This is a genomic window from Novosphingobium silvae (assembly GCF_009856825.1).
In the GTDB taxonomy this organism is placed as follows: Bacteria; Pseudomonadota; Alphaproteobacteria; order Sphingomonadales; family Sphingomonadaceae; genus Novosphingobium; species Novosphingobium silvae.
The window spans coordinates 55,025-80,601 of record NZ_WVTD01000002.1 but is presented as its reverse complement, the minus strand read 5'-3'; the positions used below and the strand labels follow the sequence as shown (position 1 = coordinate 80,601).

The following is a 25,577-nucleotide window of genomic DNA, read 5'->3' as shown; positions in this document are numbered from 1 at the left end:
CAGCGCCCATGCCGCGTAATCTCATCCTGCTGCTCGATGGCACCAGTAACGAGGTCAAGGACAACCTGACCAATGTCGTGAAGCTGTATCGCTGCGCAGAACGCAGCGACAATCAGCGCGTTTTTTATCATCCCGGAATCGGCACTGTGCCGCTGACCACCGATTGGAGCCCTGCCACGCAAAGCGCGATCGCGGCCTTTGGCCTCGCGACCGGTTGGGGCCTCGACGCCAATATCCTCGCTGCCTATTGCTATTTGATCGACACATATCAGGAAGGCGATCGGATCTTCCTCTTTGGCTTCAGCCGCGGCGCCTATACCGCCCGTGCGGTCGCCGGGCTGATCCATTTGGTCGGTTTGGTCGATCCCGATCAGCGCAATCTCGCTGAATACGCGCTCAAAGCCTATAAACGTTCTGATCGGGAAGACCGGCTCGACATTGCTTGGCAGTTTCGCCGCGTAATTGGCGGACGCCGAGTGCCGATCCATTTCCTGGGGGTCTGGGACACGGTCGCCTCGGTGTTCGTGCGCCCAGGATTGCTGCGCCTTCCTAGCCAATCCTTCCTGCCTTACACCAAGTCTAATCCAAGTGTCCGCGTCTTCCGGCAGGCAGCGGCGATCGATGAACGTCGCAGGATGTTCCGGCTCTACAATTGGACGCCGAGCCAGAACTTCAAACCCGATCCGTTCGCTGCCGCCGAGGGCGTGCAGGACCAGCAAACCGTCTGGTTCGCCGGGGATCACTGTGATGTCGGCGGCGGCTGGGCCGAGACCGAAAGCCAGATCGCCAAGTTTCCCCTCATCTGGATGGCCCGGGAAGCCCAAAGGCACGGCCTTGAACTCGATGAGTCCATGTTCGATCACCTTGCCGAAGGCGCCCCCCTGCCTGGCGGCAAGAGGATGTATGTCGCGCCGGATGCGAACGGCCCGATCCATAACTCCATGACCGCCGCTTGGTGGCCGCTTGAATATCTTCCTAAGAATCGCAGATGGAAACGCTTCCCCGAAAGGGCAGTAACTGGCGGCTATTACCTTCCTCGCGCGGAGCCACGCAGAATTCCTGACGGCGCTTTGGTTCATTATTCAGTGATCGAGCGGATGGCCATGGGCTACAAGCCGGTCAACCTGCCCGCCGATTTCACGACTGCGCCACCAGCTCCAACCTCACCCGCTCCGACTGGAAGTGGCACATGATCGACCATCTTGAAATTGCGCAATCGGGATTTTTCCACCAGCGCAGGCGCCGGTTATCGAACGATGCAATCAACCGGCTCTTCACAACAATGCGCGCACAGGCGCGCCAACCCTCGCGCAATCTTTTCCGAGCCGATCGGGTCGCGCTCGGCGACGCCCGTTATTCGGCAATCTGCTTCTCGCACGAACGCGATGTGTCGTTCCTTGCCCCGGAAGCCAATGTTGTCGAGCGGGTATATGGCTTTGCGCTAATCGTCGAGCATGGCCCGTACATTGCCGTGTTCAAATCCGGTCTCGACCTGCCCTCGGCGTTCAAGACCGCCTATCTCGGCAAGATCGCCAATGAGCGGATCGAGCGCGCAATCGCCAGGCAGGACGCGGTGTTCGAAAAGCTTCGTCTGCGCAACATGTCGATTTCGCCGCTTGCCTTGCGGTCAAAATCGCTAGAGGCGCGCGACCTCGAGAACGCAGTAGCGACCAGCAGTGCTAGCCGCTTCATTCCCCAGGCCTATAGCGTCCGGCGTGACGACGGCGTGTATTCTGCCACACCGACCACCGGCCGGATTTCACTGCGCGCCGATCGCGCCGGAGTTGAAGAGACCGTCGCCTGGGCCGTCCAGATTTCGGAGCTGCTCCAAGCCGACGCCGGAGTAGTTGCTGGTTTTATCCGCAATTTTGCGCGCCCTATTGAACTGACCGCGCTGCCGACCGATGTCCGACCGACATTTGTAGGTATCGACACGATAGGCCTGGCCGACGCACTATACACCGCCGAGAACGGGATCCGCCTGATCCGTGAAAGCGCGAATGGGGTTGAGGAATTGCCACAGCCCGAAGCCGGAGCCGTACTAGCGACGCTTGAACCAGCTTTTCCGGTGGTCCGCCGTCGCAGCATTTACGAGGTCCGCGACGACGATGGACACACTCCGATTGCCTCGCTGCGTATTGGCGCAACGCGGATCGCGTTACGGGGCCTCGATCTCCCATTGATCGCCGACATCTCAGTAGAGAGGCGTAGCCAGCCCCTTGGCGAGGACGCTGATGCAGTGCCGCTATCGCGATACCTTGACCGGGAAAATCTGTTCACGGTCCTCTTCAGCGACCTTGCCCTTGCTTATATCGACGGAGCACTTTTCCGAGACGAGGCGCTGGCTGGCGGCGCGACCTCGCTGCTCGCGCATCTCCGGGTCGACGCATCGCTTGCCCAAACCACCAGCGAAAAGGGCGCGTTCGAGGTTGGTCAAGTCGAGTTTGCGCAAGGCTGCGTGTTCCGCTCGGTGGTCGATACGATCGCGGACGGGGACGACGTGCTGCTCTGCGATGATCTCGGTGACGAATGGGCAGACTTTATTGGGGTCAGTACGCAAAGCAACCCAACCATGATCAGCTTCTACCATGCGAAGCACGGCAACCAGTCGCTCAGCGCGTCGGCCTTTCACGAATCGGTCGGCCAAGCGATTAAGAACCTTGGCCGGATGAGCCTGCCCGCCGATATGCTCCCCAACAAGTTGGCTGGCTGGGACGACCGGTATCGCAACAACGGCGTCCAAACCGACATTGCCCGAATAATCCGCGGTGGTACCCCGAATGAGATTTCTGGGAAGCTCGACGCGGTGCGCGCCGCTCCGGATGTGCTCCAGCGGGTGTTCATCGTGACGTCCTCGCTCAGCCGCGCGCAGGTCGAAGGCGTCCTGGCCGCAGTCGCGCAGGGCACAGCGCCTACACCACACTTCGTCCAACTTTATTGGCTATTGATGAGCTACTTCTCGGCCTGTGTTGAGATGGGCGTCCGGGGATATGTGGTGTGCCGCCCGTAGACGGGGCGACGACGACCTTCGCATGCTCTTAATAGACATTGGTGTTTCCAACCTCAGCTCGGATCGGTGTCTTGTTACTTGTCTAAATGACAGATTGGCCGATCTGATGACGTCATCTCGGTTGCCCGCGAAGTTCACCATTACGCGTCGGCTTGGCGATCAATGTGATCGAATGGTGGATATCCGAGCCGCTGCTTTTGCGCAGTGTTTTCCAGCATTAATCTCTCTTTTGGCGTCCCACCTAAAAGCGATCTCTTCACGGGTTTGATCTGGCCAGGACCGGCTTCGCCTCGTCCACCTAGCCGCAACGGCGGGCTTGCAACTTTCTTCCCCTGACCTTCGGTCATTCCTCGCGAGACAAGAAACTCGCCACCCACCGCCCTCCGCTGATGCTGCGGCCGCAAGCGGTGCGGCGGCGTCCGTCCCGGCCTTTGGATCACCCATCGAGACCGCAATCGGGCGGTTCGATCCAAGGAAAGGAACTTCATCATGGCAACCATCGGCACCTTCAAGAAGACGGCTTCCGGCGAATACACCGGCGAAATCGTCACCCTCTCGGTTCAGGCCAAGGGCGTCCGCATCATCCCGCAGGACACCCGCACCAACGACAACGCGCCATCGCACCGGGTTCTGGTCAACCGCGCCGAGATCGGTGCCGCCTGGAGCAAGACCTCGAACGAAGGCCGCGACTATCTCGCAGTCAAGCTCGACGATCCCAGCTTCAACGCCCCGATCTACGCCAACCTCTTCGATGATGAGGGCGGCGAGACCTTCAGCCTCATCTGGTCGCGCCCAAACGGTCGCCGCAGCGACGGTTGATCCGGCCATACGCCCCGCCCGGTCCACCGGGCGGGGCTCTTCGCTTTCTGAAGGGCGCACATCGGATCAAACCGCGACGGGCGTTATTCCCCGTCACGATCGGGCCGGCGAAGCAAGTCGGCAGCTTCAAGCCCCAGTTCGCGTGCCAGTCGGTCGACCACGTCGATCCCCGCCGAATAAACGCACCGTTCGAGCGCGCTGATGTAGGTTCGGTCGATTTCCGCCCGATGCGCCAACTCTTCCTGCGACAGGCCAGCGACTCGGCGAGCGCGGCGCAAGTTTGCGGCCAAAACCTCTCGTATTTCCATGAATACGAAAGGCAATCATTGCAGAGGATTCAACCACGGAGTATTCTCTACAAAGAGAATCTAAGGAGGTCATGTCGGTGAAATGCACTGGCAAATTGACACCGCGTTCGGCTTCGCACCAAAGGAGCGCCGTCCGGATTTTGATCTTGACGCTGCAAAAGGTGCGTTCAGCTATGCATGACTTGCAAGTATTTTCCGGCGGTAGTTCTGTTATTGCAGTCGCGGGCAAGAGGGGGAATTCGTTGCCATGAGCTGCCGCTTCGACGACGTTGCGCCTGAGCTTCCGGCGATCACGCCCTATGACGAGGCGCACCTCACAGACTATCTGCGATTGCTCGACGCTGACGCCGACGGAGCCGATTGGCGAGAGGCGGCCGCAGTCATTTTCGACATCGATCCAGGCCTCGAACCCGAGCGCGCCGAGCGGATGCACGCCAGTCACCTGGCCCGCGCGCGGTGGATGACCGAGGTCGGATACGCCCATCTACTGGCACGTGAGGGCGAGCTAAAGCATTAACGTTACAATCCATTTTGGCGAAACGTCAGCGCATCGCGTGCATGGCAGCATGCAGCTTTGACGCTTTTCGATACGCAAACGCATTGCCACGCTCTGGTCCGCGGGCCGCGATGGTCGCGGCCAGGAGACTGTCATGCCTGGGTCGTCGAACAAGCGTACCAATGGCAGTGAGAAGGCGGCCGAGACGCTCGGTCGCGCCGAACTCGCCGCCGAATTTCTGAAGCGCAACCGCAGCTACCGCGCCGAACATGCGCAGATGGAGCAGCGGATCGCGCGAAGTGGAATTTCACGCCAAGCCGCTGAAGCCGCATTCGCGCGGCGCTGGGGGTTGTCCTTTCGCCTATGCGCCGGCCGAGCTTGCCGACACAGTGATCTGGCGGCCCGAGCTGACCGCCGTCACCGTCATTCTTGATGCTGCGCCGGACGGATTTGGCAATGCCAAAGCTGTTGATCCGCTGAAGCTGGGCGCGCTGCTAGCCGATCAGGCCGGGGTCGAGGGCCGGCACGTCGTGGTGGCTGACCGGGACGGCGCACATTCGCTCTGGCTGCGCGATCCGACGCCTGGTCAGCCGCTGGCGGCGATCATCCCACTCGACAAGGATTTCACGACGCGGGTGACGAGCCTGCTGCGCTTCCATCGCCGATTGTTCGGCAAGCAATCGGGGCCGCCAGCACGCGGATGGCCGCTTACCCGCTACCGGCAAGCACGCCTGGCCATGATGCTTCAGGCGCTCGATTTGCGCATGTCAGGGGCGAGCTATCGCCAGATTGCCGCCGCTATGGGCCGCGAAGATGACGCCGAACTGCCAGCGACCGAATGGAAGACATCGGCTGGGCGGTCGTTCGCAATCCGGCTCGTCCGCGACGCCACAGCGCTGATGAACGGCGACTATCGCAAGCTGCTGCGTATCCGCTGAACCGGCTTTCGCGGGTCTCGGGCAGGGGTGGTCACATCCCCGCGATCACAAATCTTCATACTCCACCTCTCCGGGCGCGCTTCGTCATTTTCGCCTCCTGCCACCCCCGACCGCAGGAGTCCGACCTTGCCTGATACGACGCATAATCTGCCGCCCCGCTATCTGCGGACACCGGAAGCTGCCCGCTTCTTGGGGCTATCCGGACGGACCCTGGAAAAGCACCGCTATTTCGGGACCGGGCCAACCTATCGCCGCATCGGCGGGAGGGTGGTCTATTCGGTCGACGACCTTCAGGCCTGGGCCGATCTCGGCACCAAGAATTCAACCAGCGAGCCGGGCCAGAACGACCTGCTTCCGCGCGCCAACTCGCCCTTCGCGCGGAGTCGGCAATGACCGTCTCGCCCACACATAATGGACACGGCGCGCCGCGTCCTGACAGCATGACCCACGTTCAACTGACGTGGATCGAGAAGCGGGTTGAGCATTGGATACGCTTCGGTCGGATCGCCAAGGACGAGATCGTCGATCGTCGTCGCCGCATCGTCAGCTTCCGTCCCGGCGCCGTCTTCGCATTCGTGCGCTGGACCGCCAACGACTATGGCACAGTCAGCTCGCGTATCGACATCGTGCGCGCGGTCGGTGCCGGTGAACCATTCACGACGCTACCATCCGTGCAGCCCGGCGGCGAAATCCTGCTCACCATAGAGGGCTGGCCAAAGGTCTCCCAGGTGCTCGGCCATATCGAGGTTGTGGACACCGCAGGCGTCGATCCCTGCGACGCCGCGCCCGACCATTGGCGGCACGTCCACAACCGCATTGCCGCCGGACATCAGCCGCGTGCGTACACGATGGAGCGCCATCGTGCGTGGCTCAAGCGTCGGGAGATCGAAGGATGACCCGCCGTTTCTATGCCCGCGCGACGGCGGTTGCGGCTGCTTCGTTCGCCCTGTCATTCGCAGCAATTGCGGTTACCGATCCGCTGCCGCGCGTCGTCTGGAACGCCAGTGCGAGCGCGCCGATCGGGCTTTATAGTATACTGCCCGACACCGATCCGCCGCTCGGAGCGCTGGTCGCCGTCGCACCGCCGCAGCGAATTGGCCGCTGGATGGCGGCGCGCGGATATCTCGGCGAAAACGTGCCGCTGTTGAAGCATGTCGCTGCCAAGGCAGGGCAGCGCGTCTGCCGGATCGGCGGCACGGTGACCGTCGACGGACAGCCGGTCACGCTTGCACTGACACACGACCGGCTTGCACGTCCGCTTCCCGTCTGGCGCGGCTGCCGGACGCTTGAAGCCGACGAGCTGTTGCTTCTCAACCCCGCGCATCCCGACAGCCTCGACGGCCGCTACTTCGGCCCTCTGCCGACAGCAACCGTGCTCGGCCGCGCCATCCCGATCCTCACTCGAGCCACGCCCGACGCGCCACTGACTTGGCGCTGACCTCGCGCCCACTTCAATCGAAAGGAACTTTCTCATGCAGATCGGCAGCTTCATCCGCACTGACAAAGGCTTCGAAGGCGTGATCGAAACGGCGACGCTCGATATCCGCATCTCGCTCATCCTGGTTGAACCCGGCGGTGCCGACAAATCACCAGATTGGCGTGTCCATCGCGGCAATGACGGCGAAGGGCCGGAAGTGGGTGCGGGCTGGAACGAGAGCGGCGAGCGGGCCGGTGATTACGTCTCGCTGCGCATCGACGATCCCAGCTTTCCGCAGCCGATCCGCGCGGCACTGTTCCAGAATGCCAACGATCCGGCGTCGTGGTCGCTGAGCTGGAACCGCCCGCGCACCGCCCGTGAGCAGGACTGAGCCGATGCGTCCTGCCGCAATCCATAGGCCTTTGAACCTGCGTTTGCGTGCCGCATCGCTCGGCGCCGCCGCACTGCTGGCCGCGTTGCCGATCAGCCAGGCACCGGCGTTGGCGCAGGAAACCAACCAGCCGCCTGCGCCGTCCGCCGTTACTCATCCATATGCGCCGCATGTCGCTGACGCGGCGCGGCGGTTCGGCATTCCCGAGGCTTGGATCTGGGCTGTGATGCGGGTCGAAAGTGCTGGCAATCCCCGTGCAGTTTCGCGCGCGGGGGCTATGGGCCTGATGCAGATTATGCCCAGAACCTGGGCACAGCTTCGTGCGCGCCATGGTCTCGGAGCCGATCCTTTCGATGTGCGCGACAACATCACGGCGGGCGCTGCCTATCTGCGCGAAATGCACGACCGATACGGCAATGCGAGCGCAATGCTGGCGGCGTACAATGCCGGACCGGGACGCTACGACGACTACCTTTCGCGTGGCCGTCCGCTGCCCGCCGAAACAGTCGCCTATCTGGCGCGGCTTGGGTCAATCACCGGCAACGATAGCGTCGTCGAAGTGGCTGTCGTCGCACCGCCTGATCGCTTCGCCTGGCGTCGTTCGGCGCTGTTCGTCCACACATCCGCGGCCACAACAGAAGCTGACTTGGCGCGACCCAAGGACGAGATCGCCGCGGCCGATAGACCCACCGCTCAGTCCGCAGTCGGCCAATTGTCTTCACCCAATCCGCCTGCCGCAACGCCGATCGACAGCATCTTCGTTCCTCGCGCTGGCGCGGGTCGACCGCAATGATAGCCGCAGCGATCAGAGGGGTAGTCCGGATGGAAATCAGGACGGATCAGGGAGAAAAGTGCCTGAGAAGACGATTGCAAGATATAAGCAGTGCCCCGTTCAGCCGAAAAGCCGTGGCTTTTCCGTGGCTTCACGCGGGGGCGTCGGACGGCGCGCGTGCCGCGCGGAAGAGAAAAGACAGCAAAAACAATGCCTCGAATGGCACCACAGGCCATTTTCGGCCGAAAGCGGCCCGCCCGTGAGCGAGGACAGCGAGTTCCGAGTCCGGCCGGGCAAGGCCAAGCGCAGCAAGGCGCAGGGCCGCAATGCGCGCGGCCTGGTCGCCGAGGTGTTGCGGGTCGCCGCGATCCATAGCGGCGGCCGGCGAGGCGGCGCCAGCGGAGCGCGCCGTGGCGCGCAATCCACCTTCGGTCGGGGACGCACGGCGTTCGCCCGCAGCCGCCTGTTCGGCTCGGGCCGCCGCGTAATGGTCAAGATGCTGCCCGTGACCACCCGAAGCCGGGGTGGCCGGCGCTCGGCGCCGCTGTCCGCGCACGTCTCTTATTTGAAGCGCGAAGGCGTCACCCGCGACGGCTCGCCGACGCGCATGTTCGACGCGGCCGGCGACAACGCCGACGATCGCGGTTTCACCGCGCGGTGCAAGGATGACCGGCACCATTTCCGGGTCATCGTGTCGCCCGAGGACGCCGCCGAGCTGACCGACCTACGCGAATACACCCGCGACCTGATGCGGCAGATGGAGGCCGACCTGGGCACGCGGCTCGATTGGGTCGCGGTCGACCACTGGAACACCGACAATCCGCACGTCCATCTGCTTGTGCGCGGCGTTACCGATCAGGGCGCCGATCTCGTCATCTCCCGCGAATACATCAGCCACAATCTCCGCTCGCGCGCGCAAGATTTGGCCTTCGCCGAGCTTGGGCCGAAGCCCGAACTTGAGGTGCAGCGCGCGCTCGACCGTGAGCTGACGGCGGAACGCTGGACCCGGCTCGATACCGAGATCCAGCGTTCCGCCGACGAGCTGGGCGTGATCGACCTACGCCCCGAGCGCCCCGGCCCGGACGATCAGCGGCTCCGCCGTTTGATGGTCGGGCGCTTGCAGCACCTGGAGACGATGGGGCTCGCAGCCGAAGGGGATACCGGCCAGTGGGCGGTCGCGGAAGGTGCGGCGGCGAAGCTGCGCGAGCTGGGCGCGCGCGGCGACATCATCCGCACGATCGGCGCGGCGCTCAAGGATCGGGGGCAGGCCCGGCCGCTCGACAGCTACGCCGTCGTCACCAGTGCGCCCGAGAAGCCGATCGCCGGCAGGCTGATCGACAAGGGGTTGCACGACGAGCTGACCGGCACCGCCTATGCCGTGATCGACGGCACGGACGGGCGCACCCACCATGTTCGCCTGCCGGGCGTCGAGGCGCTGGAGCATAGCCCCAAGCTCGGCGGCATCGTCGAGTTGCGCGGCGTCGGCCGGCCCGGCGAGGAGAAGCCGACGCTGGTGCTAGCCACGCGGTCGGACATAGACCTTGCCGCGCAGGTGAAAGCGCCCGGCGCGACCTGGCTAGACCACAGGCTGATCGAGCGCGGCGCGCGCGTCGCAGACGGCGGGTTCGGCGCGGAGGTGCGCCGTGCGATGGATGCGCGCACCGACCATCTCGTCAAGGAAGGGCTGGCGCGCAGGTTCGGCGAGCGGACGGTGTTCGAGCGCGGGATGCTCGACACGCTCCGCAAGCGCGAGCTGGACGCGGTTGGGGCGAAGATCGCGGGGGAGACCGGCCTTGCCTATCGCCCCGCCGCGTCCGGCGAGAAGATCGCCGGCACCGTGCGCCAGCGCCTCGCGCTCGCGTCAGGCCGCTTCGCCATGATCGACGACGGGCTCGGCTTCCGGCTCGTGCCGTGGGCCAGCACCCTCGAACAGCAACTCGGCCGACAGGTGTCGGGCGTCGTCCGCGCCGGCGGGGGCATCGACTGGACGCTGGGCCGCGAGCGCGGCCTCGGGATCTAAATCAGGAGAACTCCATGTCCGCGACCAAGATACTCTGGGGCCAGATCATCATCGTGTTCCTGACCGTGCTCGCCGGGGTGTGGGGCGCGACGCAGTGGACAGCCGCCGCGCTCGCCTATCAGCCCGAGCTGGGGCCGCCTTGGTTCATGGTCGGCAAGTGGCAGGTCTATCCGCCGCCAGCCTTCTTCTGGTGGTGGTTCAGCTTCGACGCCTATGCACCGCGCATATTCCTGACAGGCGCCTATATCGCCGCGTCCGGCGGGTTCGCGTCGATCGCCGTCGCCATCGGCATGTCGGTGTGGCGCGCACGTGAACTAAAAAACGCCGAGACGTACGGGTCTGCGCGCTGGGCGACTGAGCGCGAGGTTCGCGGCGCCGGGCTGCTCGGGCCGAACGGCGTCGTGCTGGGCAGGCTCGCCCGCGACTATCTGCGCCACGACGGCCCAGAGCATGTGCTGTGCTTCGCCCCAACCCGCAGCGGCAAGGGCGTCGGCCTGGTCGTGCCTTCGCTGCTGACCTGGCCGGCGTCGGCGGTCGTCCACGACATCAAGGGCGAGAACTGGACGCTAACCGCCGGCTTCCGGGCGCGCTACGGCCGCGTGCTGCTGTTCGATCCGACTAATGCCGCCTCGGCGGCCTACAATCCGTTGCTGGAGGTGCGGCGTGGCCAGTGGGAAGTGCGCGACGTGCAGAATGTCGCGGACGTGCTGGTCGATCCCGAAGGATCGCTGGAGCGTCGGAACCATTGGGAGAAAACGAGCCATAGCTTGCTGGTCGGCGCGATCCTCCACGTCCTATATGCCGAGGCGGACAAGACCTTGGCCGGTGTCGCCGGATTCCTCTCGGACCCGGCGCGCACGATCGAGCAAACGCTGGCCGCGATGATGGCGACGCCGCACCTCGGCGAAGCAGGCGTGCATCCCGTCGTTGCTTCGGCCGCGCGCGAGTTGTTGAACAAGTCTGACAACGAGCGATCGGGCGTGCTCAGCACCGCCATGTCGTTTCTCGGCCTCTACCGCGATCCCGTCGTGGCCGAGGTTACGCGAGCCTGCCAATGGCGCATAGCGGATCTGGTCGAGGGCGATCGGCCGGCGACATTGTATCTGGTCGTGCCGCCCAGCGACATCTCCCGCACCAAGCCGCTCATCCGCCTCATCCTCAACCAGATCGGGCGCCGGCTGACCGAGGAGCTGACCCCGAAGGGCAACCGCCATCGCGTGTTGTTGATGCTCGACGAGTTTCCGGCGCTCGGCCGGCTCGACTTCTTCGAGTCCGCCCTGGCGTTCATGGCGGGCTACGGCCTCAAGGCATTCCTGATCGCGCAGTCGCTCAATCAGATCGAGAAGGCATATGGCCCGAACAACGCCATTCTCGACAACTGCCATGTCCGCGTGAGCTTCGCCACCAACGACGAGCGCACCGCCAAGCGCGTGTCGGATGCGCTCGGCACCGCCACCGAGATGCGCGCGATGAAGAACTATGCCGGGCATCGCCTTTCGCCGTGGCTCGGGCATCTGATGGTGTCGCGCTCCGAGACAGCCCGTCAGCTCCTCACCCCGGGCGAGGTGATGCAGCTTCCGCCCGATGACGAGATCGTGATGGTGGCGGGCGTCCATCCGATCCGCGCGAAGAAGGCGCGCTATTTTCAGGACCGGCGCCTGTCCGAGCGGATCATGCAGGCACCAGCGTCCGCGGCCGCTGCGATCCGTCCTGACGATTGGACCGGGAGGCAGGCTGTCGCCGATCCGAAGCAGGTCGCGCGCATCATCCGCGACGCCGAGGACGTCGGCAATGGCGGGCTGCGCCGGGAGCCCGAGCTGCCCGAGCATGTCGCCATCGTGCCGGAAACCCCGGTACCTGCGGCGCAGGAGTTTTCGATCGTCGACGACGAGCAGGACGACGCGGTCCGCCAGGCTGCCGTGCGGCGACGAATGCAGGGGCTCGCGCGACAGGCGTCGCTCGATCCCGGCGACGGCATCGAGCTTTAGGAGGGCACCATGCGAACCAGGCTTAACGTCTATTTCCCGCCCGCGCTCGCCAAGCAAGTGGACGAGCTGGCGATCCGGCGGCGCATATCACGCTCGGCGATCGTGGAGGCTGCCGTGGCGTCCTACCTGTCGCCGGACGGCGCCGACCGGATGGAGGCCGCGTTCGCGCGGCGGCTCGACCGCCTGTCGCGTCAGGTCCAGCGGCTTGAGCGCAACACCGGGCTTACCACCGAGGCGCTGAGCCTGTTCGTCCGGTTCTGGCTGTCCGTGACCCCGCCGCTGCCCGACGAGGATCAGGCGGCGGCGCAGGTGAAGGGCCGCAAGCGCTACGAGGGGTTCGTGGAAACGCTCGGCCGACGCTACGCCAGCGGCAAGAGCTTGATGGACGAAATCCCCGAGGATGTCTGGCCGAGGTCCGCCGCCGAGACGGAGTGAGTGCAAACTCGTAGCAAGATGGCCAGAAGCGCCAAGTTGCAGCCTCTCGGCAATGATGCGGCGACCGCCAAAAGCCGACTTTACGGCGTGACGATCGAGGCCGTCGAATATGGCGAGATCGTCTCCCATCCTAGCGCCGAATAGAGCGCTCGGCCGTCTTCCGTGGCCACGAGCAATTCCGGGCTGCTGGGATGCTGGCGAGCGTCATGCAGCGTTAGCATTAGGGCATGCCCCAAGCCTTTTCGGCGATGCTCAGGCTCCGTCACGATCCGATCGTATATTACGACGCCCCGCGTCTCCGCCGCATAACCGCTCGCCGCGAGTGCGCCTATTTCAGAGAATATCCGCGCCTCAAACACCATACCGACCCGCTTAGCCTCGATCCTATACCCGTCGGCTAGGCGCCTTGCGGGAGGCTTGCCAGTTGCCTGCATGAAATAGCTCGGGGTGTGAAGCTCCCAGCCCATTGGTAGCACCGCTCGCAGTTCGTCGGCGGCACCGCAGAGCTTAAGGAGAAAGCGCGGCTCGCTGATGGAACGAGCAAGCTGTTCGAGACCCGACCCTATCCTGGGGAAAACCCAGCGGGCGACTTCGGCGTCCGACTTAGTATCGACGCGAAAGCCTCCGTATTCGGGGACTGGCGACGGCAACCCCCGTACGATCGACCGAGCTGAGAGCCATGCATTTAGGATCAGCGGATCGACGCCTTGGTTGCTCATCATCTCTCGCGAATAGAACGACAGCTATCCGCATCATGGAAGCTGCAAGGCGGTCTGGCAACAATCCACCACTTTCCACCGTTCGCCGATTCGTTGGCAACGGGCCAATTCAACGCGGCGGATCCAAATCGACGAGGAGTAATCCGCCGCCGGCGCCGTATCTACCGCCGCCTCTACTACCCCGCCAAGTAGCTGTTGCAGATCGAATATTTCTGCGTCTCTTGATGTGCTCCTGACGCCGGGCGGCGGTTCGCCCGGCCTGATCCAGGGGCCGATCCTTGACCGTCCAGCCGATCCGATCCGAAGCCAAGACACGCGGCGCGCGAATGCTGCGCACGGCGCTGGGCGCGGCGATCGCGGCTTGGCTCGACGATCCCGCCGTCATCGAAGTGATGCTCAACCCGGACGGCCGGCTTTGGGTCGATCGGCTCGGCGAAGGCATCAGCGATACCGGCGAGCTGCTGTCGGCCGCCGATGGTGAGCGGATCATCCGTCTGGTCGCGCACCATGTCGGCGTCGAGGTTCATGCCCGCGCGCCGCGAGTTTCGGCGGAGCTGCCCGAGGGCGGCGAGCGGTTCGAGGGGCTGCTGCCGCCCGTCGTCGCCGCGCCCGCCTTCGCGATCCGCAAGCCGGCCGTCGCCGTCTTCACGCTCGACGACTATGCGCGTGCCGGGATCATGTCGGCGGTTCAGGCCGAGGCGCTGCGGCATGGTGTCGAGACCCGCGCCAATATCCTCGTCGCCGGCGGGACCGGCAGTGGCAAGACGACGCTGGTCAACGCGCTGCTCGCCGAGGTGGCGAAGACGACCGACCGCATCGTTCTGATCGAAGACACGCGCGAGCTGCAATGCGCGGCGCCCAATCTCGTCGCCATGCGGACCAAGGATGGGGTCGTCTCGCTGTCGGAGCTGGTCCGCTCGTCGCTGCGCTTGCGGCCGGACCGCATCCCGATCGGCGAGGTTCGCGGCGCCGAGGCGCTCGACCTTCTCAAAGCCTGGGGCACCGGCCATCCGGGCGGCGTCGGCACGATCCACGCCGGCTCGGCGCTCGGGGCGCTGCGGCGGATGGAGCAGCTCATTCAGGAAGCCGTCGTCACGGTCCCGCGCGCGCTGCTCGCCGAGACGATCGACCTGATCGCCGTGCTGGTCCGCGATGGACACGGCCGCCGCCTCGCCGAGCTGGCCCGTGTCGAAGGGCTCGACTCAGCCACCGGCGACTACCGCCTGACCTCCCTCACAGCCCCCAACCTTGGAGACGAACAATGATCCACGTTCTGTCGCGTGGCGCACGCCGCGCCATGCTTGCCGCCACCGCCAGCGTCGTCGCGCTGACAATCGCCGCCCCCGCCCATGCGGGTGGTTCGTCGATGCCGTGGGAAGCGCCTCTGCAAAGCATCCTCGAAAGCATCGAGGGACCGGTGGCGAAGATCGTCGCGGTCATCATCATCATCGTTACGGGCCTGACGCTCGCGTTCGGTGATACGAGCGGCGGCTCCCGCAAGCTGATCCAGATCGTGTTCGGCTTGTCGATCGCGTTTGCGGCCAGCTCGTTCTTCCTCAGCTTCTTCAGCTTCGGCGGCGGGGCGCTGGTCTGATGTCGGACGGGGTCGAGCCCATCCCCGGCTATTTGGCGCCGGTCCACCGGGCGCTGACCGAGCCGATTCTGCTCGGCGGCGCCCCGCGCTCTCTTGCCATCGTCAATGGCACGCTGGCGGGCGCGATCGGTCTCGGCCTGCGGCTCTGGATCGCCGGCCTGGCCATCTGGGCCGTAGGCCATGCGCTGTCCGTTTGGGCCGCGCGCCGCGATCCGCAATTCGTGGACGTGGCGCGCCGCCATCTCCGTTATCCGACATGGATGCGGCCATGATGAGCTTGCGCGAGTATCGCAGCAAAGCTGCGCACCTGGCCGACTTCCTGCCTTGGGCCGCGCTGGTCGGCGAGGGAGTCGTTCTGAACAAGGACGGCAGCTTCCAGCGCACGGCGCGCTTTCGCGGTCCCGATCTCGACAGCGCCACCCCGGCCGAGCTGGTCGCCACGACGGCGCGACTGAACGGGGCGCTCCGGCGCCTAGGCTCGGGCTGGGCGATTTTCGTCGAGGCGCAGCGGACGCCAGCGCTTGACTATCCGACGTCCAGCTTCCCCGATGCCGTATCTGAACTGGTCGATTGGGAGCGGCGCGAGCAATTCAGCGAGGAAGGCGCGCATTTCGAGAGCCGCTATTTTCTCACGCTGCTGTGGATGCCGCCGGCCGAAGAAGCCGCGAGGGCCGAAGGCTGGCTCTACGAAGGCCGGGCCACGACCGGCGTCGATCCGTGGGAGTTGCTCAAAGGCTTCACCGATCGCAGCGACCGCGTGCTCAACCTGGTCGAGGGCTTCGTGCCCGAGGTCCGCTGGCTCGACGACGCCGAGACGCTGACCTTCCTGCACAGCACCATCTCGACCCACCGCCAGCGTGTCCGTGTGCCGGAGACCCCCATGCACCTCGACGCGCTGCTAGCCGACGAGCCGCTGACCGGCGGGCTCGAACCGAAGCTCGGCGACCAACATCTTCGCACGCTCACCATCGTCGGCTTCCCGAGCGTGACCTTCCCCGGTCTGCTCGACGAGCTGAACCGGCTCGCCTTCGAGTATCGCTGGTCGACCCGCGCCATCATGCTCGACAAGACCGATGCGACCAAGCTGCTGAGCCGCATCCGCCGCCAGTGGTTCGCCAAGCGCAAGAGCGTGGTCGCGATCTTGAAGGAGGTGATGACCAACGAGGCGTCGGTCCTCGTGGACAGCGACGCCTCCAACAAGGCCGCCGACGCCGACACCGCCCTGCAGGAGCTGGGCGCCGACTATGCCGGCATGGCCTATGTCACCGCGACGGTGACGGTGTGGGACCGCGACCCCGCCATTGCCGCCGAGAAGCTGCGGCTGGTCGAGAAGGTCATTCAAGGCCGCGACTTCACCGTCATCCCCGAGGGCATGAACGCGATCGAGGCATGGCTGGGGAGCCTGCCCGGCCACACCTACGCCAATGTCCGCCAACCTCCCATCTCCACCATCAATCTCGCCCACCTGATCCCCCTGTCAGCAGTATGGGCGGGGCCGGAACGGGACGAGCATTTCGGCGCTCCCCCCTTGCTCTATGGCAAGACCGAAGGCTCGACCCCGTTCCGGTTTTCCCTTCATGTCGGCGACGTTGGCCACACGCTGATCGTCGGGCCGACCGGCGCGGGCAAGTCGGTGCTGCTCGCCCTCATGGCGATGCAGTTCCGGCGCTACGAGAACGGCCAGGTCTTCGCCTTCGACTTCGGCGGCAGCATCCGCGCCGCCGCGATCGGCATGGGCGGCGATTGGCAGGACTTGGGCGGGATGCTTGCCGACGAGGCCGGTGACGGTGTCCAGCTCCAGCCGCTCGCCCGCATCGACGAGTCCGCAGAGCGCGCCTGGGCGGCCGAATGGCTGGCGGCGATCCTCGCGTCCGAAGGCGTCGCGGTCGATCCGCAGGCCAAGGAGCATATCTGGTCCGCGCTCGGCTCGCTCGCCAGTGCGCCCGTCACGGAACGCACGCTGACCGGCCTGGCCGTGCTGCTGCAGAGCCAGCAGCTCAAGCAGGCGATTGCCCCCTATTGCCTTGGCGGGCCATGGGGCCGGTTGCTCGACGCCGAGGCGGAACGGCTCGGCGAGGCATCGGTCCAAGCGTTCGAGACTGAGGGCTTGGTCGGCGCCGGCTCGGCCGCCGCGGTCCTGTCCTACCTGTTCCATCGGATCGAGGGACGGCTCAACGGCAGTCCCACGCTCATCATCATCGACGAGGGCTGGCTGGTTCTCGACAGCCCGGACTTCGCCGCACAACTCCGCGAGTGGCTGAAGACACTGCGCAAGAAGAACGCCAGCGTGGTCTTCGCCACGCAGAGCCTCGCCGACATCGAAACCTCGAACATCGCGCCGGCCATCATCGAAAGCTGCCCGACGCGCATCTTCCTGCCGAACGAGCGCGCCGCCGAGCCGCAGATCGCGGCGATCTACGAGCGGTTCGGCCTCAACGCCCGCCAGATCGAAATCCTCAGCCGGGCGACGCCCAAGCGTGACTACTACTGCCAATCGCGGCGCGGCAACCGGCTGTTCGAGTTGGGGCTGGGCGAGGTCGCGCTGGCCTTCGCCGCCGCGTCTTCCAAGACCGATCAGCTCCGCATCGCCGAGCTGGTCGAGACCCATGGCCGCGAGCGCTTCGCCGCCGAATGGCTGCGCCATCGCGGCCTGGCCTGGGCGGTCGATCTTCTTCCCGAACCCCAATCCGATCCGCTGGCCGGTGGCCGGGAAGATACCGGCCAGCTCCCCCTTGCCTTGAAGGACATGACCCCATGAAACCCAATATCCTGCGCCGTGCCATGCTGGCCGGCGCCATCGCCACGTCGAGCATGATCGGCATCACCGTCGCCACGCCGGCCCAGGCTCAGTTCGGCGGGATCGTCTATGACCCGACCAACTATGCGCAGAACGTGCTGACCGCCGCCCGGTCGCTCCAGCAGGTCAACAATCAGATTCAGCAAATCCAGCAGCAGGCGACCAGCCTCATCAACGAGGCGCGTAACCTGGCTTCGCTGCCGTTCAGCTCGCTCCAGCAGTTGCAGCAGCAGGTGCAGCGCACCCAGCAGCTTCTCGGTGAGGCGCAGCGGATCGCCTACGACGTGCAGAACGTCCAGCAGGTGTTCAACGGACGCTACAAGGGCGCGGCGCTGACCGGCACCCACGCGCAGATGGTCGCCAACGCCAACGCGCGCTGGGAGGATAGCGTCGGCGCGTTCGAGGACGCGCTTCGCGTTCAGGCCGGCGTCGTCGGCAACATCGACGGCGCGCGCACGACGATGGATGGCTTGGTTACGTCCAGCCAGTCGGCGACGGGCGCGCTCCAGGCGGCACAGGCGGGCAACCAGCTTCTCGCGCTGCAATCGCAGCAGCTCGCGGACCTGACGGCGCTGCTCGCCGCGCAGGGCCGGGCGCAGGCGCTGGATTCGGCGCGTGATGCGGCGGTCGAGGCCGAAAGCCGCGAACGGCGACGCCGCTTCCTGACGCGGTCCACCGGCTACCAGCCGGGCAACGCAAGCATGTTCCACGACTGATCCGATGGACACCAAGCTCCTCGCGCGCATCGGCGCCATCATCTTCGTCGCCATCGCCATCACGATGACGGCGATCGAGATGAGCCGCGCGCCTGAGCCTGCGCGCGAGGAGCCGGCGGCCGTCGCTGACAGCTCGGAGACAGTCGATCCGCTGCTGATCGAACTGCGCCGCTGCCAGTCGATCGGAGCGGCCGGGGCGAGCGACTCCGACTGCCTGCGCGCCTGGGCCGAGAACCGCCGCCGGTTCCTCGCGCCCGGCGCGCGGCCCGCCGCCCGCATCGCCGAAGACGCTTCGGCACAGGAGAACTGATATGGGCGGCACTGGCGTCGTCGATCGCTTTCTGGACGTCTTCACCCGCTACATCGACAGCGGGTTCGGCCTGCTCGGCGGCGAGGTGGCGTTCATCGCGACGACGCTGATCGTCATCGACGTGACCTTGGCCGCGCTCTTCTGGACCTGGGGCGAAGGCGACGACATCATCGCGCGCCTCGTCAAGAAGACCCTATTCGTCGGCGTCTTCGCCTACATCATCGGCAACTGGAACACCCTGGCGCGGATCGTCTTCGAGAGCTTCGCCGGCCTGGGCCTGAAAGCGTCGGGCACCGGCTTTACGGCCGCCGAACTGCTCCAGCCGGGCCGCGTCGCCCAAGTCGGGCTGGAGGCTGGTCAGCCGATCCTAGAATCCATTTCCGACCTGATGGGCTGGGTCGCTTTCTTCGAGAACTTCATCCAGATCGCGGTGCTGCTGTTCGCCTGGGTGATGGTCGTGCTGGCCTTCTTCATCCTGTCGATCCAGCTCTTCATCACGCTGATCGAGTTCAAGCTGGCGACGCTCTGCGGCTTCGTCCTCATCCCGTTCGGCCTGTTCGGCAAAACCGCCTTCATGGCCGAGCGCGTGCTGGGGCTGGTGATCTCGTCGGGCATCAAGGTGCTGGTGCTCGCCGTCATCGTCGGCATTGGCTCGACATTGTTCGACGAGTTCCGCGCCGGGTTCGGCGGCGCGCAGCCAAGCATCGAGGACGCGCTGGCAGTAGCGCTCGCCTCGCTCTGCCTGCTGGGCCTCGGCATCTTCGGCCCATCGATCGCCAACGGCATCGTGTCCGGCGGCCCGGCGCTGGGCGCGGGTGCGGCGGCGGGAACCGTGCTTGCGGCCGGCGGCGCACTGGCTGGCGGCGCTGCTGCCGCCCGGCTCGGTGTCGGCGCGGCGGCAGGCGCGGTCAGCGGTGCGGCCCGAGGGGCGGCCTTCACCTCCGGCGCGGCCAACAGCGCCTATGCGCTCGGCTCGGCCGGCAAGAGCGGTGCGGCGGCAGTCGCCGGCGGCGCTGGCGGCGTCGGTCAAGCCGCCGTGGGCGCAGCCATGTCGCCGCTTCGCAAGGCGGCCGCCTCGCTCAAGAACAGCTACCGCTCGGGCGGCCGCGCCGCCGTCACCGCCACCGGCGGGACCATTTCAGGCGGTAGTTCCACGCCGTCGCCGGACGCGCCGGCCGGCGCGCCCGCTTGGGCGTCCGCGATGAAGAACCGCCAGACCATGACCCACGGCGCGACCATCGCCGCCCACACGCTGCGCTCCGGCGATGGCGGCGGTGGCGGCGCGTCCGTCGACACCAGCCAGAAGGATTGATCCATGTTCAAGCGCCCCAGCATCCGCTACGGCCAGGCGCCCGAGCCAGCCACACCCTATCAGCGCGCGGCGCAGGCATGGGACGACCGCATCGGCTCCGCGCGCGTGCAGGCGAAGAACTGGCGGCTCGCCTTCTTCGGGACGCTCGCGCTTTCGAGCGGCTTGGCCGGCGGCCTCGTCTGGCAATCGACACGCGGCCACATCGTCCCCTGGGTCGTGCAGGTCGATCGGCTGGGCGAAGCTCAGGCGGTTGCGCCCGCCGAGGCCGGCTACCGTCCCACTGATCCGCAAGTAGCGTTTCATCTCGCCCGCTTCATCGAACAGGTGCGCAGCATCCCGGCCGATCCGGTCATCGTGCGGCAGAATTGGCTCCGGGCCTACGACTTCACGACCGACAAAGGCGCCCTGTTCCTCAACGACTATGCGCGCGCCAACGACCCGTTCGCCAATGTCGGGCGGGTGCAGGTCGCGGTGGAAGTGTCGAGCGTCATCCGCGCCTCACCCGACAGCTTCCGCGTCGCCTGGACCGAGCGCCGCTATCAGGACGGCAGCCTTGCCGCCACCGAACGCTGGTCCGCGATCCTCACCATAGTCGTCCAGCCGCCGCGCACCCCCGACGCTCTGCGCAAGAATCCGCTCGGCGTCTTCGTCAATGCCCTCAACTGGTCGAAGGAGCTGTCGCAATGACCGGCATACCCATCCGCCGCGCGGCCACGGCCGCGTTGCTCGTCTCCGCGTCCGCGCTCGCGGGCTGCGCCACTACGTCGGCCAGGCCGCCCGTGATCGCTTTGGATGATCCGCCTCGGGCGATCGTCGCGACGCGCGCGGCCGAGCCGCCCCGCGCGGTCGAGATCGTCACGATCCCCGAGCCGTTGCCGCTGCCCGGCCAGTTGAAGCCGGTGACGGAGAGCGCGCGATCGCCAGAGTCCGCCGATCCGCGCCGCCGTGTCGGCGATGCCAACAACGCCGCCCGTATTCAGCCGGTGCGCGATGGATTCCTTAACGCCATTCAGCAATATCCGTGGACCGAAGGCGCGCTCTATCAAGTCTATACCGCGCCGGGTCAGGTGACGGACATCGCCTTGCAGGAAGGCGAGCAGCTCGTGGGGCCAGGGCCGGTCGCAGCCGGAGACACGGTGCGGTGGATCATCGGGGACACGGTGAGCGGCAGCGGTGCGACCGCGCGCGCCCACATCCTCGTCAAGCCCACCCGGCCCGACCTCGCCACCAACCTTGTTATCAACACCGACCGGCGCACCTACCATCTGGAGCTGCGCGCCACGCCCGCGACCTACATGGCGTCCGTGTCCTGGACCTATCCGCAGGACCAGCTCATCGCCTTGCAAGGCCGCAACGCGGCTGCCGCCGCTGCCATACCGGCCGCAACCGGCGTGGACGTGACGGCGCTCAACTTTCGCTACCGGATCGAGGGCGACCGCGTGTCGTGGGCGCCGGCCCGTGCGTTCGACGACGGGCGGCAGGTGTTCATCGAGTTTCCGGCCGGGATCTCGCAGGGTGAGATGCCGCCGCTGTTCGTGACCGGCGCGCGCGGTGACGCCGAACTGGTCAACTACCGCGTGCAGGGCCGCTACATGGTGGTCGATCGCCTGTTCGCCGCCGCCGAGCTGCGCCTGGGCGACCGCCGCACCGAACAGCGCGTCCGCATCGTGCGCGACGATGGACGGAGGGGGCGGCCGTGACCGAAAGCCACGATGCGCCAGCCGAAGCGCGGCCGGAGCCGCAGGCCGCTCGCCCCGATCCCGCCGCGTTCCAGCTTCGCGGCGAGCCACCCCGCGTCATGCGGCTCTCGCGTAAAGCGCTTGCCGTCGTCGGCGTCGCCGCCGGCCTCGGCATAGGTGGTTCGCTGATTTATGCGCTGCGGCCGCCGGGCGAGAAGGCTGCGCAGGAACTCTACAACACCGACAGCCGCGCCACGGCCGAAACCATCACGTCCGGCCCGCGCGATTACGCACGGGCGCCACGGCTCGGCCCGCCGCTTCCGGGCGACCTCGGCCGTCCAATCGTGTCGGCGCAGCAGCGCGGCGAGGACGTTACCGTGCCGCCGATCGGCGTGCAGCCCGGCCCGCCCGATCCGCGCGCGCAGGCGGCGGAGGCAGCCCGGCAGCGCGCCGCTCAGGAGCGCGATGCGGCCCGCACCAGCTCGGTTTTTCTAGGCAGCGGCGGCGCGCGTGCGGGTGCGGAGCCGGCCTCAACGCCGGGTTTGCCGGCGCCTTCCGCGCAGGAACCGGCGCAGCAGGCGGCGCAAGGCGACCAGGCCGCCAAGCGCGCCTTCATGGCGCAGCCGTCCAACCAGCGCACAATCAGCGTTGAGCGGCTGACGGCGCCGGCATCGCCCAACATCGTGCAGGCCGGCAGCATCATCCCGGCTGCGCTCATCACCGGCGTCCGCTCTGACCTGCCCGGCCAGATCACCGCCCAGGTGACGGCCAACGTCTATGACAGCCCGACCGGGCGCATCCTGCTTATTCCGCAGGGCGCGCGGCTGATCGGCGAGTATGATAGCGAGATCGCCGCCGGGCAGACGCGCGTGTTGCTCGCCTGGGATCGGCTCATCATGCCGGACGGGCGCTCGATCGTTCTCGAGCGCCCGCCCGGCGCGGACGGAGCCGGATTCGCGGGGCTACAGGACCGCGTGAACCAGCATTGGGGCAATCTCCTCAAGGCGGCAGCCGTCTCGACACTGCTCGGCGTAGGCGCCGAGCTAGGTGCGGACAGCGAGGACGACCTGACCCGTGCCCTGCGGCGCGGCTCGCAGGACACCATCAATCAGACCGGCCAGCAGATCGTGAGACGGCAGCTCAACGTGCAGCCGACGCTCACCATCCGGCCAGGCCATCCGCTGCGCGTCGTTCTCACCCGCGACCTTGTGCTCGAACCGATCGGAGGGACCCGATGACGAAGTTGAAACTGGGGCCGCTCGCCGATGACCGGCCGGTGAAGCTGGCGGCGGAGGTCCCCGCCGCCGTCCACCGCGATCTTGTCGCCTACGCCGCTGCGCTTGCGGCCGAGACCGGCGGCGAACCCGTCGCGCCGGAAAAGCTGGTCGCGCCGATGCTGGAGCGATTCATGGCGAGCGATCGCGGATTCGCGCGCCGGCGAGGTGGCGCGAAAAACTGAGCGCCACCGTGCGATCAATTGTCCAGAAACCGCTTCCGGCGCTCCTGGGCGTCGACCTTGATTATCGCCTCATCGGCATTGGCGCATTCGCCGCCCCGAACCGAACCGTCACGGCACCCCGCGACGACCTGGCGTGCTTCGTCGATATGCGCGACGAAATACTGCGTGCCGCGCGCCTCGCTCGTCACCAACGCCGCAGGTGGGCCGGCAGCGATCGTGTCGGCCTGCTGCATTGGTGCGATCACCGGTCGCAAGATGAATCCACCGGCGAAGCCGACGACCAAGGTAACGAGCAGGAGGATGATTGTCTTGCCATGCCACATGGCGGCAACTCCAAGAATTTGGCTTCTAATCTACTCGGATCGCTGCGAGAAATCAAAAGACAGCGCATAGCGCGCCTTGATGAATCCAAGAAACCGTCGCAGGGCCGGATTGCCGTTGTCTTCGCGCCAGCAACCGGAATAGACCGTCAGCGCCGGCCCCTGTTCGCCGTGGATAGGCCGGTAGACGACATCCGGGTAGCGCACGCCTGTCGAACCTTCGCACACGATCGACATGCGCCGGCCGGCGCCGAGCAGGCTCAGCACGGTCTCTCGCGTGGTCTGGTCGATTCTGATGTCCGGGTGCGCGCCGGACATAGACAGTCGTCCTAGCAGCATGTCGCGGATATCGGAGCCGGGATCCGCTGCGGGCAGGACAAAGCGCTCTGATCGCAGATCGGTCCAATGCACAATTTCGTGGCCCGCTAACGGATGCTGGGCCGGCAGTGCGACCACGATGCGCTCGCTCCAGAAAGGCTCGCGCCGATAGCCTTCATGGCCGGCGTCGCCCATCAGGATTGCGATGTCGATCTCGCCGGTGTCCAATCCGGCGAGTAGCGCACCACGATCGGTTTCCACGCTCCCGAAATCGACATCCGGATTATCGCTCTGCCAAGCCAGTACCGTGGCGCGCAGATTGCCCGCGGAGACCGAGCTGTTGTGTCCCAACATCAAAGCGCCAGCACGGCCCTGGCCTGCGTCCCTGGTCGCCGCCACCATCCGATCCGCATTGGCGACCATCGGCCGGGCGCTGCGGATGAAGCGCGTGCCCGCGATCGTCGTCGTCACTCCCGCACGAGAGCGGTCGAACAGCTTGGCGCCGATCATCCGTTCCAATCGCAGAATATTGCGACAAAACGTCGATTGCTCGACATCAAGTGCGCGTGCGGCGCGATAAAAGCTCCCGTGGTCCGCTGCCGCTATCGCATAACGAAGCTGTCGCATATCGAAAGTCACCGAGCCGTTTTCCTGAATTTACGCTTGAGTGCGACGATTGAGCTGACCGTGCGACACGGAACACCGGTCGTCGCGATCCTCGGCACAGGCAAACTGCGCTTAAGGATGGAGAATTCCGCCTTCGCGACCTTTCGCTGACCTTCGCCGAACGAGTCGTCCTGCCTGAAAGCAGCTGCCGTCGGCGTTCTCGACAGCGCGCCCCAGAACGACGGTTTCGGCCGCGTGAGGCAATTGCATCGAGTCATCAACGACCTGTTTGCGAGGACCAGGGTGCTCCCCGCAAAATGAACTTCCGCTAGCATTCACTGGTCAAGGCGCTCCGAACAGCGTTCGGCCAATGTCGCGAAACCGCGTTGCTCGCAGGTCGTGCGCCATCAGGATCCATTCGCGAAAGGCGATCTTGAGCGGGTTGGCCGTGGCCTCGCGATGCGCAAGCCCATAGCGGATCGGCTCGCCCGGACGTTCGGCGACGAAGGTGCCGAACATGCGGTCGAAGATGATAAGCACGCCGCCATAATTCTTGTCGAGATAGGGCTCGTTGCATCCATGGTGCAGCCGGTGGTGCGCCGGCGTATTGAACAGCCATTCAACGGGCCCGAGGCGTCCGATCAGCTCGGTGTGGAGGAACAGCTGATAGCGCAGATTGAGCGCGAGCAGACCGAGGACGAGCCGTGGATCGAAGCCAAGCAAGACAAGCGGCGCATAGAAGACCCATCCTGCCGAGAACAGGTTGGTCCATCCAAGCCGAAACGACGAGAGGAGCGTGAGCTGCTCAGCCGAGTGATGCACCGAATGGGTCGCCCAGAGCCAGCGCACCCGATGGCTTGCGCGATGGAACCAGTAATAGGCGAATTCCACTAGCAGGAAGGCGACGAGCCAGTTCCACCAATCGTCAAGCGAATGGCGGACCGGCGCCAGCGACCATAGCCAGGCGAAGACCCCGCCGATCACGAAGGCGTTGAGCGCCGCGAACGGAAGGCCGCCCATTACTAGCCCCAGCGAGGTGAGCGCCGTGCGGCGGTCATAGCCATGCCCGGCGCCAAGGCGCGACAATGCCTCGGCCGCAACGATCGTCACGACGAAGCCGAGCCAGAGCGGCGATCGCCCGAGCGGATCCATG

Annotated in this window: 30 protein-coding genes; 25 read left to right on the top strand and 5 right to left on the bottom strand. The window is 65.9% G+C overall.

Translation table 11 applies throughout. From position 1 onward, the window contains the following. Window positions 1-8: 8 nt before the first annotated feature. The 3 genes from GR702_RS03310 (at window position 9) to GR702_RS03300 (ending at window position 3,829) form a co-directional block, all read left to right on the top strand. Entirely contained in the window at window positions 9-1,193 is a 1,185-nt protein-coding gene (locus GR702_RS03310) for a DUF2235 domain-containing protein (RefSeq protein WP_160984554.1), read from the top strand. Continuing rightward, complete coding sequence (locus tag GR702_RS22005; RefSeq protein ID WP_202408032.1) at window positions 1,190-3,010, top strand: hypothetical protein; 1,821 nt, start codon at window positions 1,190-1,192, stop codon at window positions 3,008-3,010. The genes GR702_RS03310 and GR702_RS22005 overlap by 4 nt, the downstream gene beginning before the upstream one ends. Window positions 3,011-3,499: 489 nt before the next feature. Next, window positions 3,500-3,829 (top strand): DUF736 domain-containing protein, encoded by a 330-nt coding sequence (locus tag GR702_RS03300; protein WP_160984553.1) that lies wholly within the window; start codon window positions 3,500-3,502, stop codon window positions 3,827-3,829. A gap of 83 nt (window positions 3,830-3,912) precedes the next feature. Here the strand turns inward: GR702_RS03300 and GR702_RS03295 are convergent, their stop codons facing one another. Then, the gene (locus GR702_RS03295) at window positions 3,913-4,137 is read right to left on the bottom strand and encodes a helix-turn-helix domain-containing protein (RefSeq protein ID WP_160984552.1); all 225 of its coding nucleotides are present in this window, start codon (window positions 4,135-4,137) and stop codon (window positions 3,913-3,915) included. A 247-nt stretch (window positions 4,138-4,384) separates the two neighbouring features. Here GR702_RS03295 and GR702_RS03290 point away from each other — a divergent pair, with 247 nt between their 5' ends. The 11 genes from GR702_RS03290 to GR702_RS03240 all read left to right on the top strand — a co-directional run bounded on the left by GR702_RS03290 (window position 4,385) and on the right by GR702_RS03240 (window position 12,594). Beyond that, window positions 4,385-4,654 (top strand): DNA -binding domain-containing protein, encoded by a 270-nt coding sequence (locus GR702_RS03290; protein ID WP_160984551.1) that lies wholly within the window; start codon window positions 4,385-4,387, stop codon window positions 4,652-4,654. Between the two features lie 133 nt (window positions 4,655-4,787). Further along, entirely contained in the window at window positions 4,788-5,066 is a 279-nt protein-coding gene (locus GR702_RS03285) for a transcriptional regulator domain-containing protein (protein WP_160984550.1), read from the top strand. Then, window positions 5,023-5,571: a DNA -binding domain-containing protein gene (locus tag GR702_RS03280; RefSeq protein WP_202408072.1), complete on the top strand. Its 549-nt coding sequence runs from the start codon at window positions 5,023-5,025 to the stop codon at window positions 5,569-5,571. Before GR702_RS03285 ends, GR702_RS03280 begins: the two co-directional genes overlap by 44 nt. 126 nt (window positions 5,572-5,697) lie before the next feature. Then, window positions 5,698-5,964: a helix-turn-helix transcriptional regulator gene (locus tag GR702_RS03275; RefSeq protein ID WP_160984549.1), complete on the top strand. Its 267-nt coding sequence runs from the start codon at window positions 5,698-5,700 to the stop codon at window positions 5,962-5,964. Next, window positions 5,961-6,467 carry a DUF2840 domain-containing protein gene (locus GR702_RS03270; RefSeq protein WP_160984548.1) on the top strand — a complete coding sequence of 169 codons (507 nt, stop codon included), beginning with the start codon at window positions 5,961-5,963 and terminating at the stop codon, window positions 6,465-6,467. The genes GR702_RS03275 and GR702_RS03270 overlap by 4 nt, the downstream gene beginning before the upstream one ends. Beyond that, window positions 6,464-7,009 carry a S26 family signal peptidase gene (locus tag GR702_RS03265; RefSeq protein ID WP_160984547.1) on the top strand — a complete coding sequence of 182 codons (546 nt, stop codon included), beginning with the start codon at window positions 6,464-6,466 and terminating at the stop codon, window positions 7,007-7,009. Before GR702_RS03270 ends, GR702_RS03265 begins: the two co-directional genes overlap by 4 nt. 34 nt (window positions 7,010-7,043) lie before the next feature. Continuing rightward, window positions 7,044-7,379 carry a DUF736 domain-containing protein gene (locus GR702_RS03260; RefSeq protein WP_160984546.1) on the top strand — a complete coding sequence of 112 codons (336 nt, stop codon included), beginning with the start codon at window positions 7,044-7,046 and terminating at the stop codon, window positions 7,377-7,379. A 4-nt stretch (window positions 7,380-7,383) separates the two neighbouring features. After that, window positions 7,384-8,172: a lytic transglycosylase domain-containing protein gene (locus GR702_RS03255; RefSeq protein ID WP_160984545.1), complete on the top strand. Its 789-nt coding sequence runs from the start codon at window positions 7,384-7,386 to the stop codon at window positions 8,170-8,172. A 238-nt stretch (window positions 8,173-8,410) separates the two neighbouring features. Continuing rightward, entirely contained in the window at window positions 8,411-10,171 is a 1,761-nt protein-coding gene (locus GR702_RS03250) for a DUF3363 domain-containing protein (RefSeq protein ID WP_160984544.1), read from the top strand. Between the two features lie 14 nt (window positions 10,172-10,185). Next, complete coding sequence (locus tag GR702_RS03245) at window positions 10,186-12,159, top strand: conjugal transfer protein TraG (protein ID WP_160984543.1); 1,974 nt, start codon at window positions 10,186-10,188, stop codon at window positions 12,157-12,159. Between the two features lie 9 nt (window positions 12,160-12,168). Then, complete coding sequence (locus GR702_RS03240; protein ID WP_160984542.1) at window positions 12,169-12,594, top strand: ribbon-helix-helix domain-containing protein; 426 nt, start codon at window positions 12,169-12,171, stop codon at window positions 12,592-12,594. An 80-nt stretch (window positions 12,595-12,674) separates the two neighbouring features. Here the strand turns inward: GR702_RS03240 and GR702_RS03235 are convergent, their stop codons facing one another. Then, window positions 12,675-13,313: a GNAT family N-acetyltransferase gene (locus GR702_RS03235; protein ID WP_160984541.1), complete on the bottom strand. Its 639-nt coding sequence runs from the start codon at window positions 13,311-13,313 to the stop codon at window positions 12,675-12,677. Window positions 13,314-13,591: 278 nt separating this feature from the next. Here GR702_RS03235 and trbB point away from each other — a divergent pair, with 278 nt between their 5' ends. From trbB to GR702_RS03180, 11 genes are read left to right on the top strand one after another with little or no spacing between them, the layout of a single operon-like run. Next, the gene (trbB, locus tag GR702_RS03230) at window positions 13,592-14,578 is read left to right on the top strand and encodes a P-type conjugative transfer ATPase TrbB (RefSeq protein WP_160984540.1); all 987 of its coding nucleotides are present in this window, start codon (window positions 13,592-13,594) and stop codon (window positions 14,576-14,578) included. After that, on the top strand, window positions 14,575-14,907 hold the full coding sequence (locus tag GR702_RS03225) for a TrbC/VirB2 family type IV secretion system protein (protein ID WP_160984539.1): 333 nt from the start codon (window positions 14,575-14,577) through the stop codon (window positions 14,905-14,907). Before trbB ends, GR702_RS03225 begins: the two co-directional genes overlap by 4 nt. After that, the gene (locus GR702_RS03220) at window positions 14,907-15,179 is read left to right on the top strand and encodes a VirB3 family type IV secretion system protein (RefSeq protein ID WP_160984538.1); all 273 of its coding nucleotides are present in this window, start codon (window positions 14,907-14,909) and stop codon (window positions 15,177-15,179) included. Before GR702_RS03225 ends, GR702_RS03220 begins: the two co-directional genes overlap by 1 nt. Further along, on the top strand, window positions 15,176-17,665 hold the full coding sequence (gene trbE / locus GR702_RS03215) for a conjugal transfer protein TrbE (RefSeq protein WP_160984537.1): 2,490 nt from the start codon (window positions 15,176-15,178) through the stop codon (window positions 17,663-17,665). The genes GR702_RS03220 and trbE overlap by 4 nt, the downstream gene beginning before the upstream one ends. Further along, on the top strand, window positions 17,662-18,420 hold the full coding sequence (gene trbJ / locus GR702_RS03210) for a P-type conjugative transfer protein TrbJ (protein ID WP_160984536.1): 759 nt from the start codon (window positions 17,662-17,664) through the stop codon (window positions 18,418-18,420). Before trbE ends, trbJ begins: the two co-directional genes overlap by 4 nt. A 4-nt stretch (window positions 18,421-18,424) precedes the next feature. Continuing rightward, complete coding sequence (gene trbK-alt / locus GR702_RS03205; RefSeq protein ID WP_160984535.1) at window positions 18,425-18,730, top strand: putative entry exclusion protein TrbK-alt; 306 nt, start codon at window positions 18,425-18,427, stop codon at window positions 18,728-18,730. A 1-nt stretch (window position 18,731) separates the two neighbouring features. Beyond that, the gene (trbL, locus tag GR702_RS03200) at window positions 18,732-20,042 is read left to right on the top strand and encodes a P-type conjugative transfer protein TrbL (RefSeq protein WP_160984534.1); all 1,311 of its coding nucleotides are present in this window, start codon (window positions 18,732-18,734) and stop codon (window positions 20,040-20,042) included. Between the two features lie 3 nt (window positions 20,043-20,045). Beyond that, window positions 20,046-20,729, top strand: coding sequence for a conjugal transfer protein TrbF (trbF, locus tag GR702_RS03195; protein ID WP_160984533.1), 684 nt, complete (start codon window positions 20,046-20,048; stop codon window positions 20,727-20,729). Next, on the top strand, window positions 20,726-21,742 hold the full coding sequence (trbG, locus tag GR702_RS03190; protein WP_160984532.1) for a P-type conjugative transfer protein TrbG: 1,017 nt from the start codon (window positions 20,726-20,728) through the stop codon (window positions 21,740-21,742). Before trbF ends, trbG begins: the two co-directional genes overlap by 4 nt. Then, window positions 21,739-22,959 (top strand): TraB/TrbI/VirB10 family type IV secretion system protein, encoded by a 1,221-nt coding sequence (locus tag GR702_RS03185; protein WP_160984531.1) that lies wholly within the window; start codon window positions 21,739-21,741, stop codon window positions 22,957-22,959. The genes trbG and GR702_RS03185 overlap by 4 nt, the downstream gene beginning before the upstream one ends. After that, window positions 22,956-23,180: a DUF2274 domain-containing protein gene (locus GR702_RS03180; RefSeq protein ID WP_160984530.1), complete on the top strand. Its 225-nt coding sequence runs from the start codon at window positions 22,956-22,958 to the stop codon at window positions 23,178-23,180. The genes GR702_RS03185 and GR702_RS03180 overlap by 4 nt, the downstream gene beginning before the upstream one ends. A gap of 14 nt (window positions 23,181-23,194) precedes the next feature. Here GR702_RS03180 and GR702_RS03175 read toward each other — a convergent pair whose 3' ends face one another. From GR702_RS03175 to GR702_RS03165, 3 genes are all read right to left on the bottom strand, one after another. After that, the gene (locus tag GR702_RS03175) at window positions 23,195-23,503 is read right to left on the bottom strand and encodes an EexN family lipoprotein (RefSeq protein ID WP_160984529.1); all 309 of its coding nucleotides are present in this window, start codon (window positions 23,501-23,503) and stop codon (window positions 23,195-23,197) included. Window positions 23,504-23,533: 30 nt separating this feature from the next. Further along, the gene (locus tag GR702_RS03170; protein WP_160984528.1) at window positions 23,534-24,457 is read right to left on the bottom strand and encodes a LysR substrate-binding domain-containing protein; all 924 of its coding nucleotides are present in this window, start codon (window positions 24,455-24,457) and stop codon (window positions 23,534-23,536) included. A 309-nt stretch (window positions 24,458-24,766) separates the two neighbouring features. Beyond that, the gene (locus GR702_RS03165) at window positions 24,767-25,576 is read right to left on the bottom strand and encodes a sterol desaturase family protein (RefSeq protein WP_160984527.1); all 810 of its coding nucleotides are present in this window, start codon (window positions 25,574-25,576) and stop codon (window positions 24,767-24,769) included. Between the last annotated feature and the right edge of the window lies 1 nt (window position 25,577).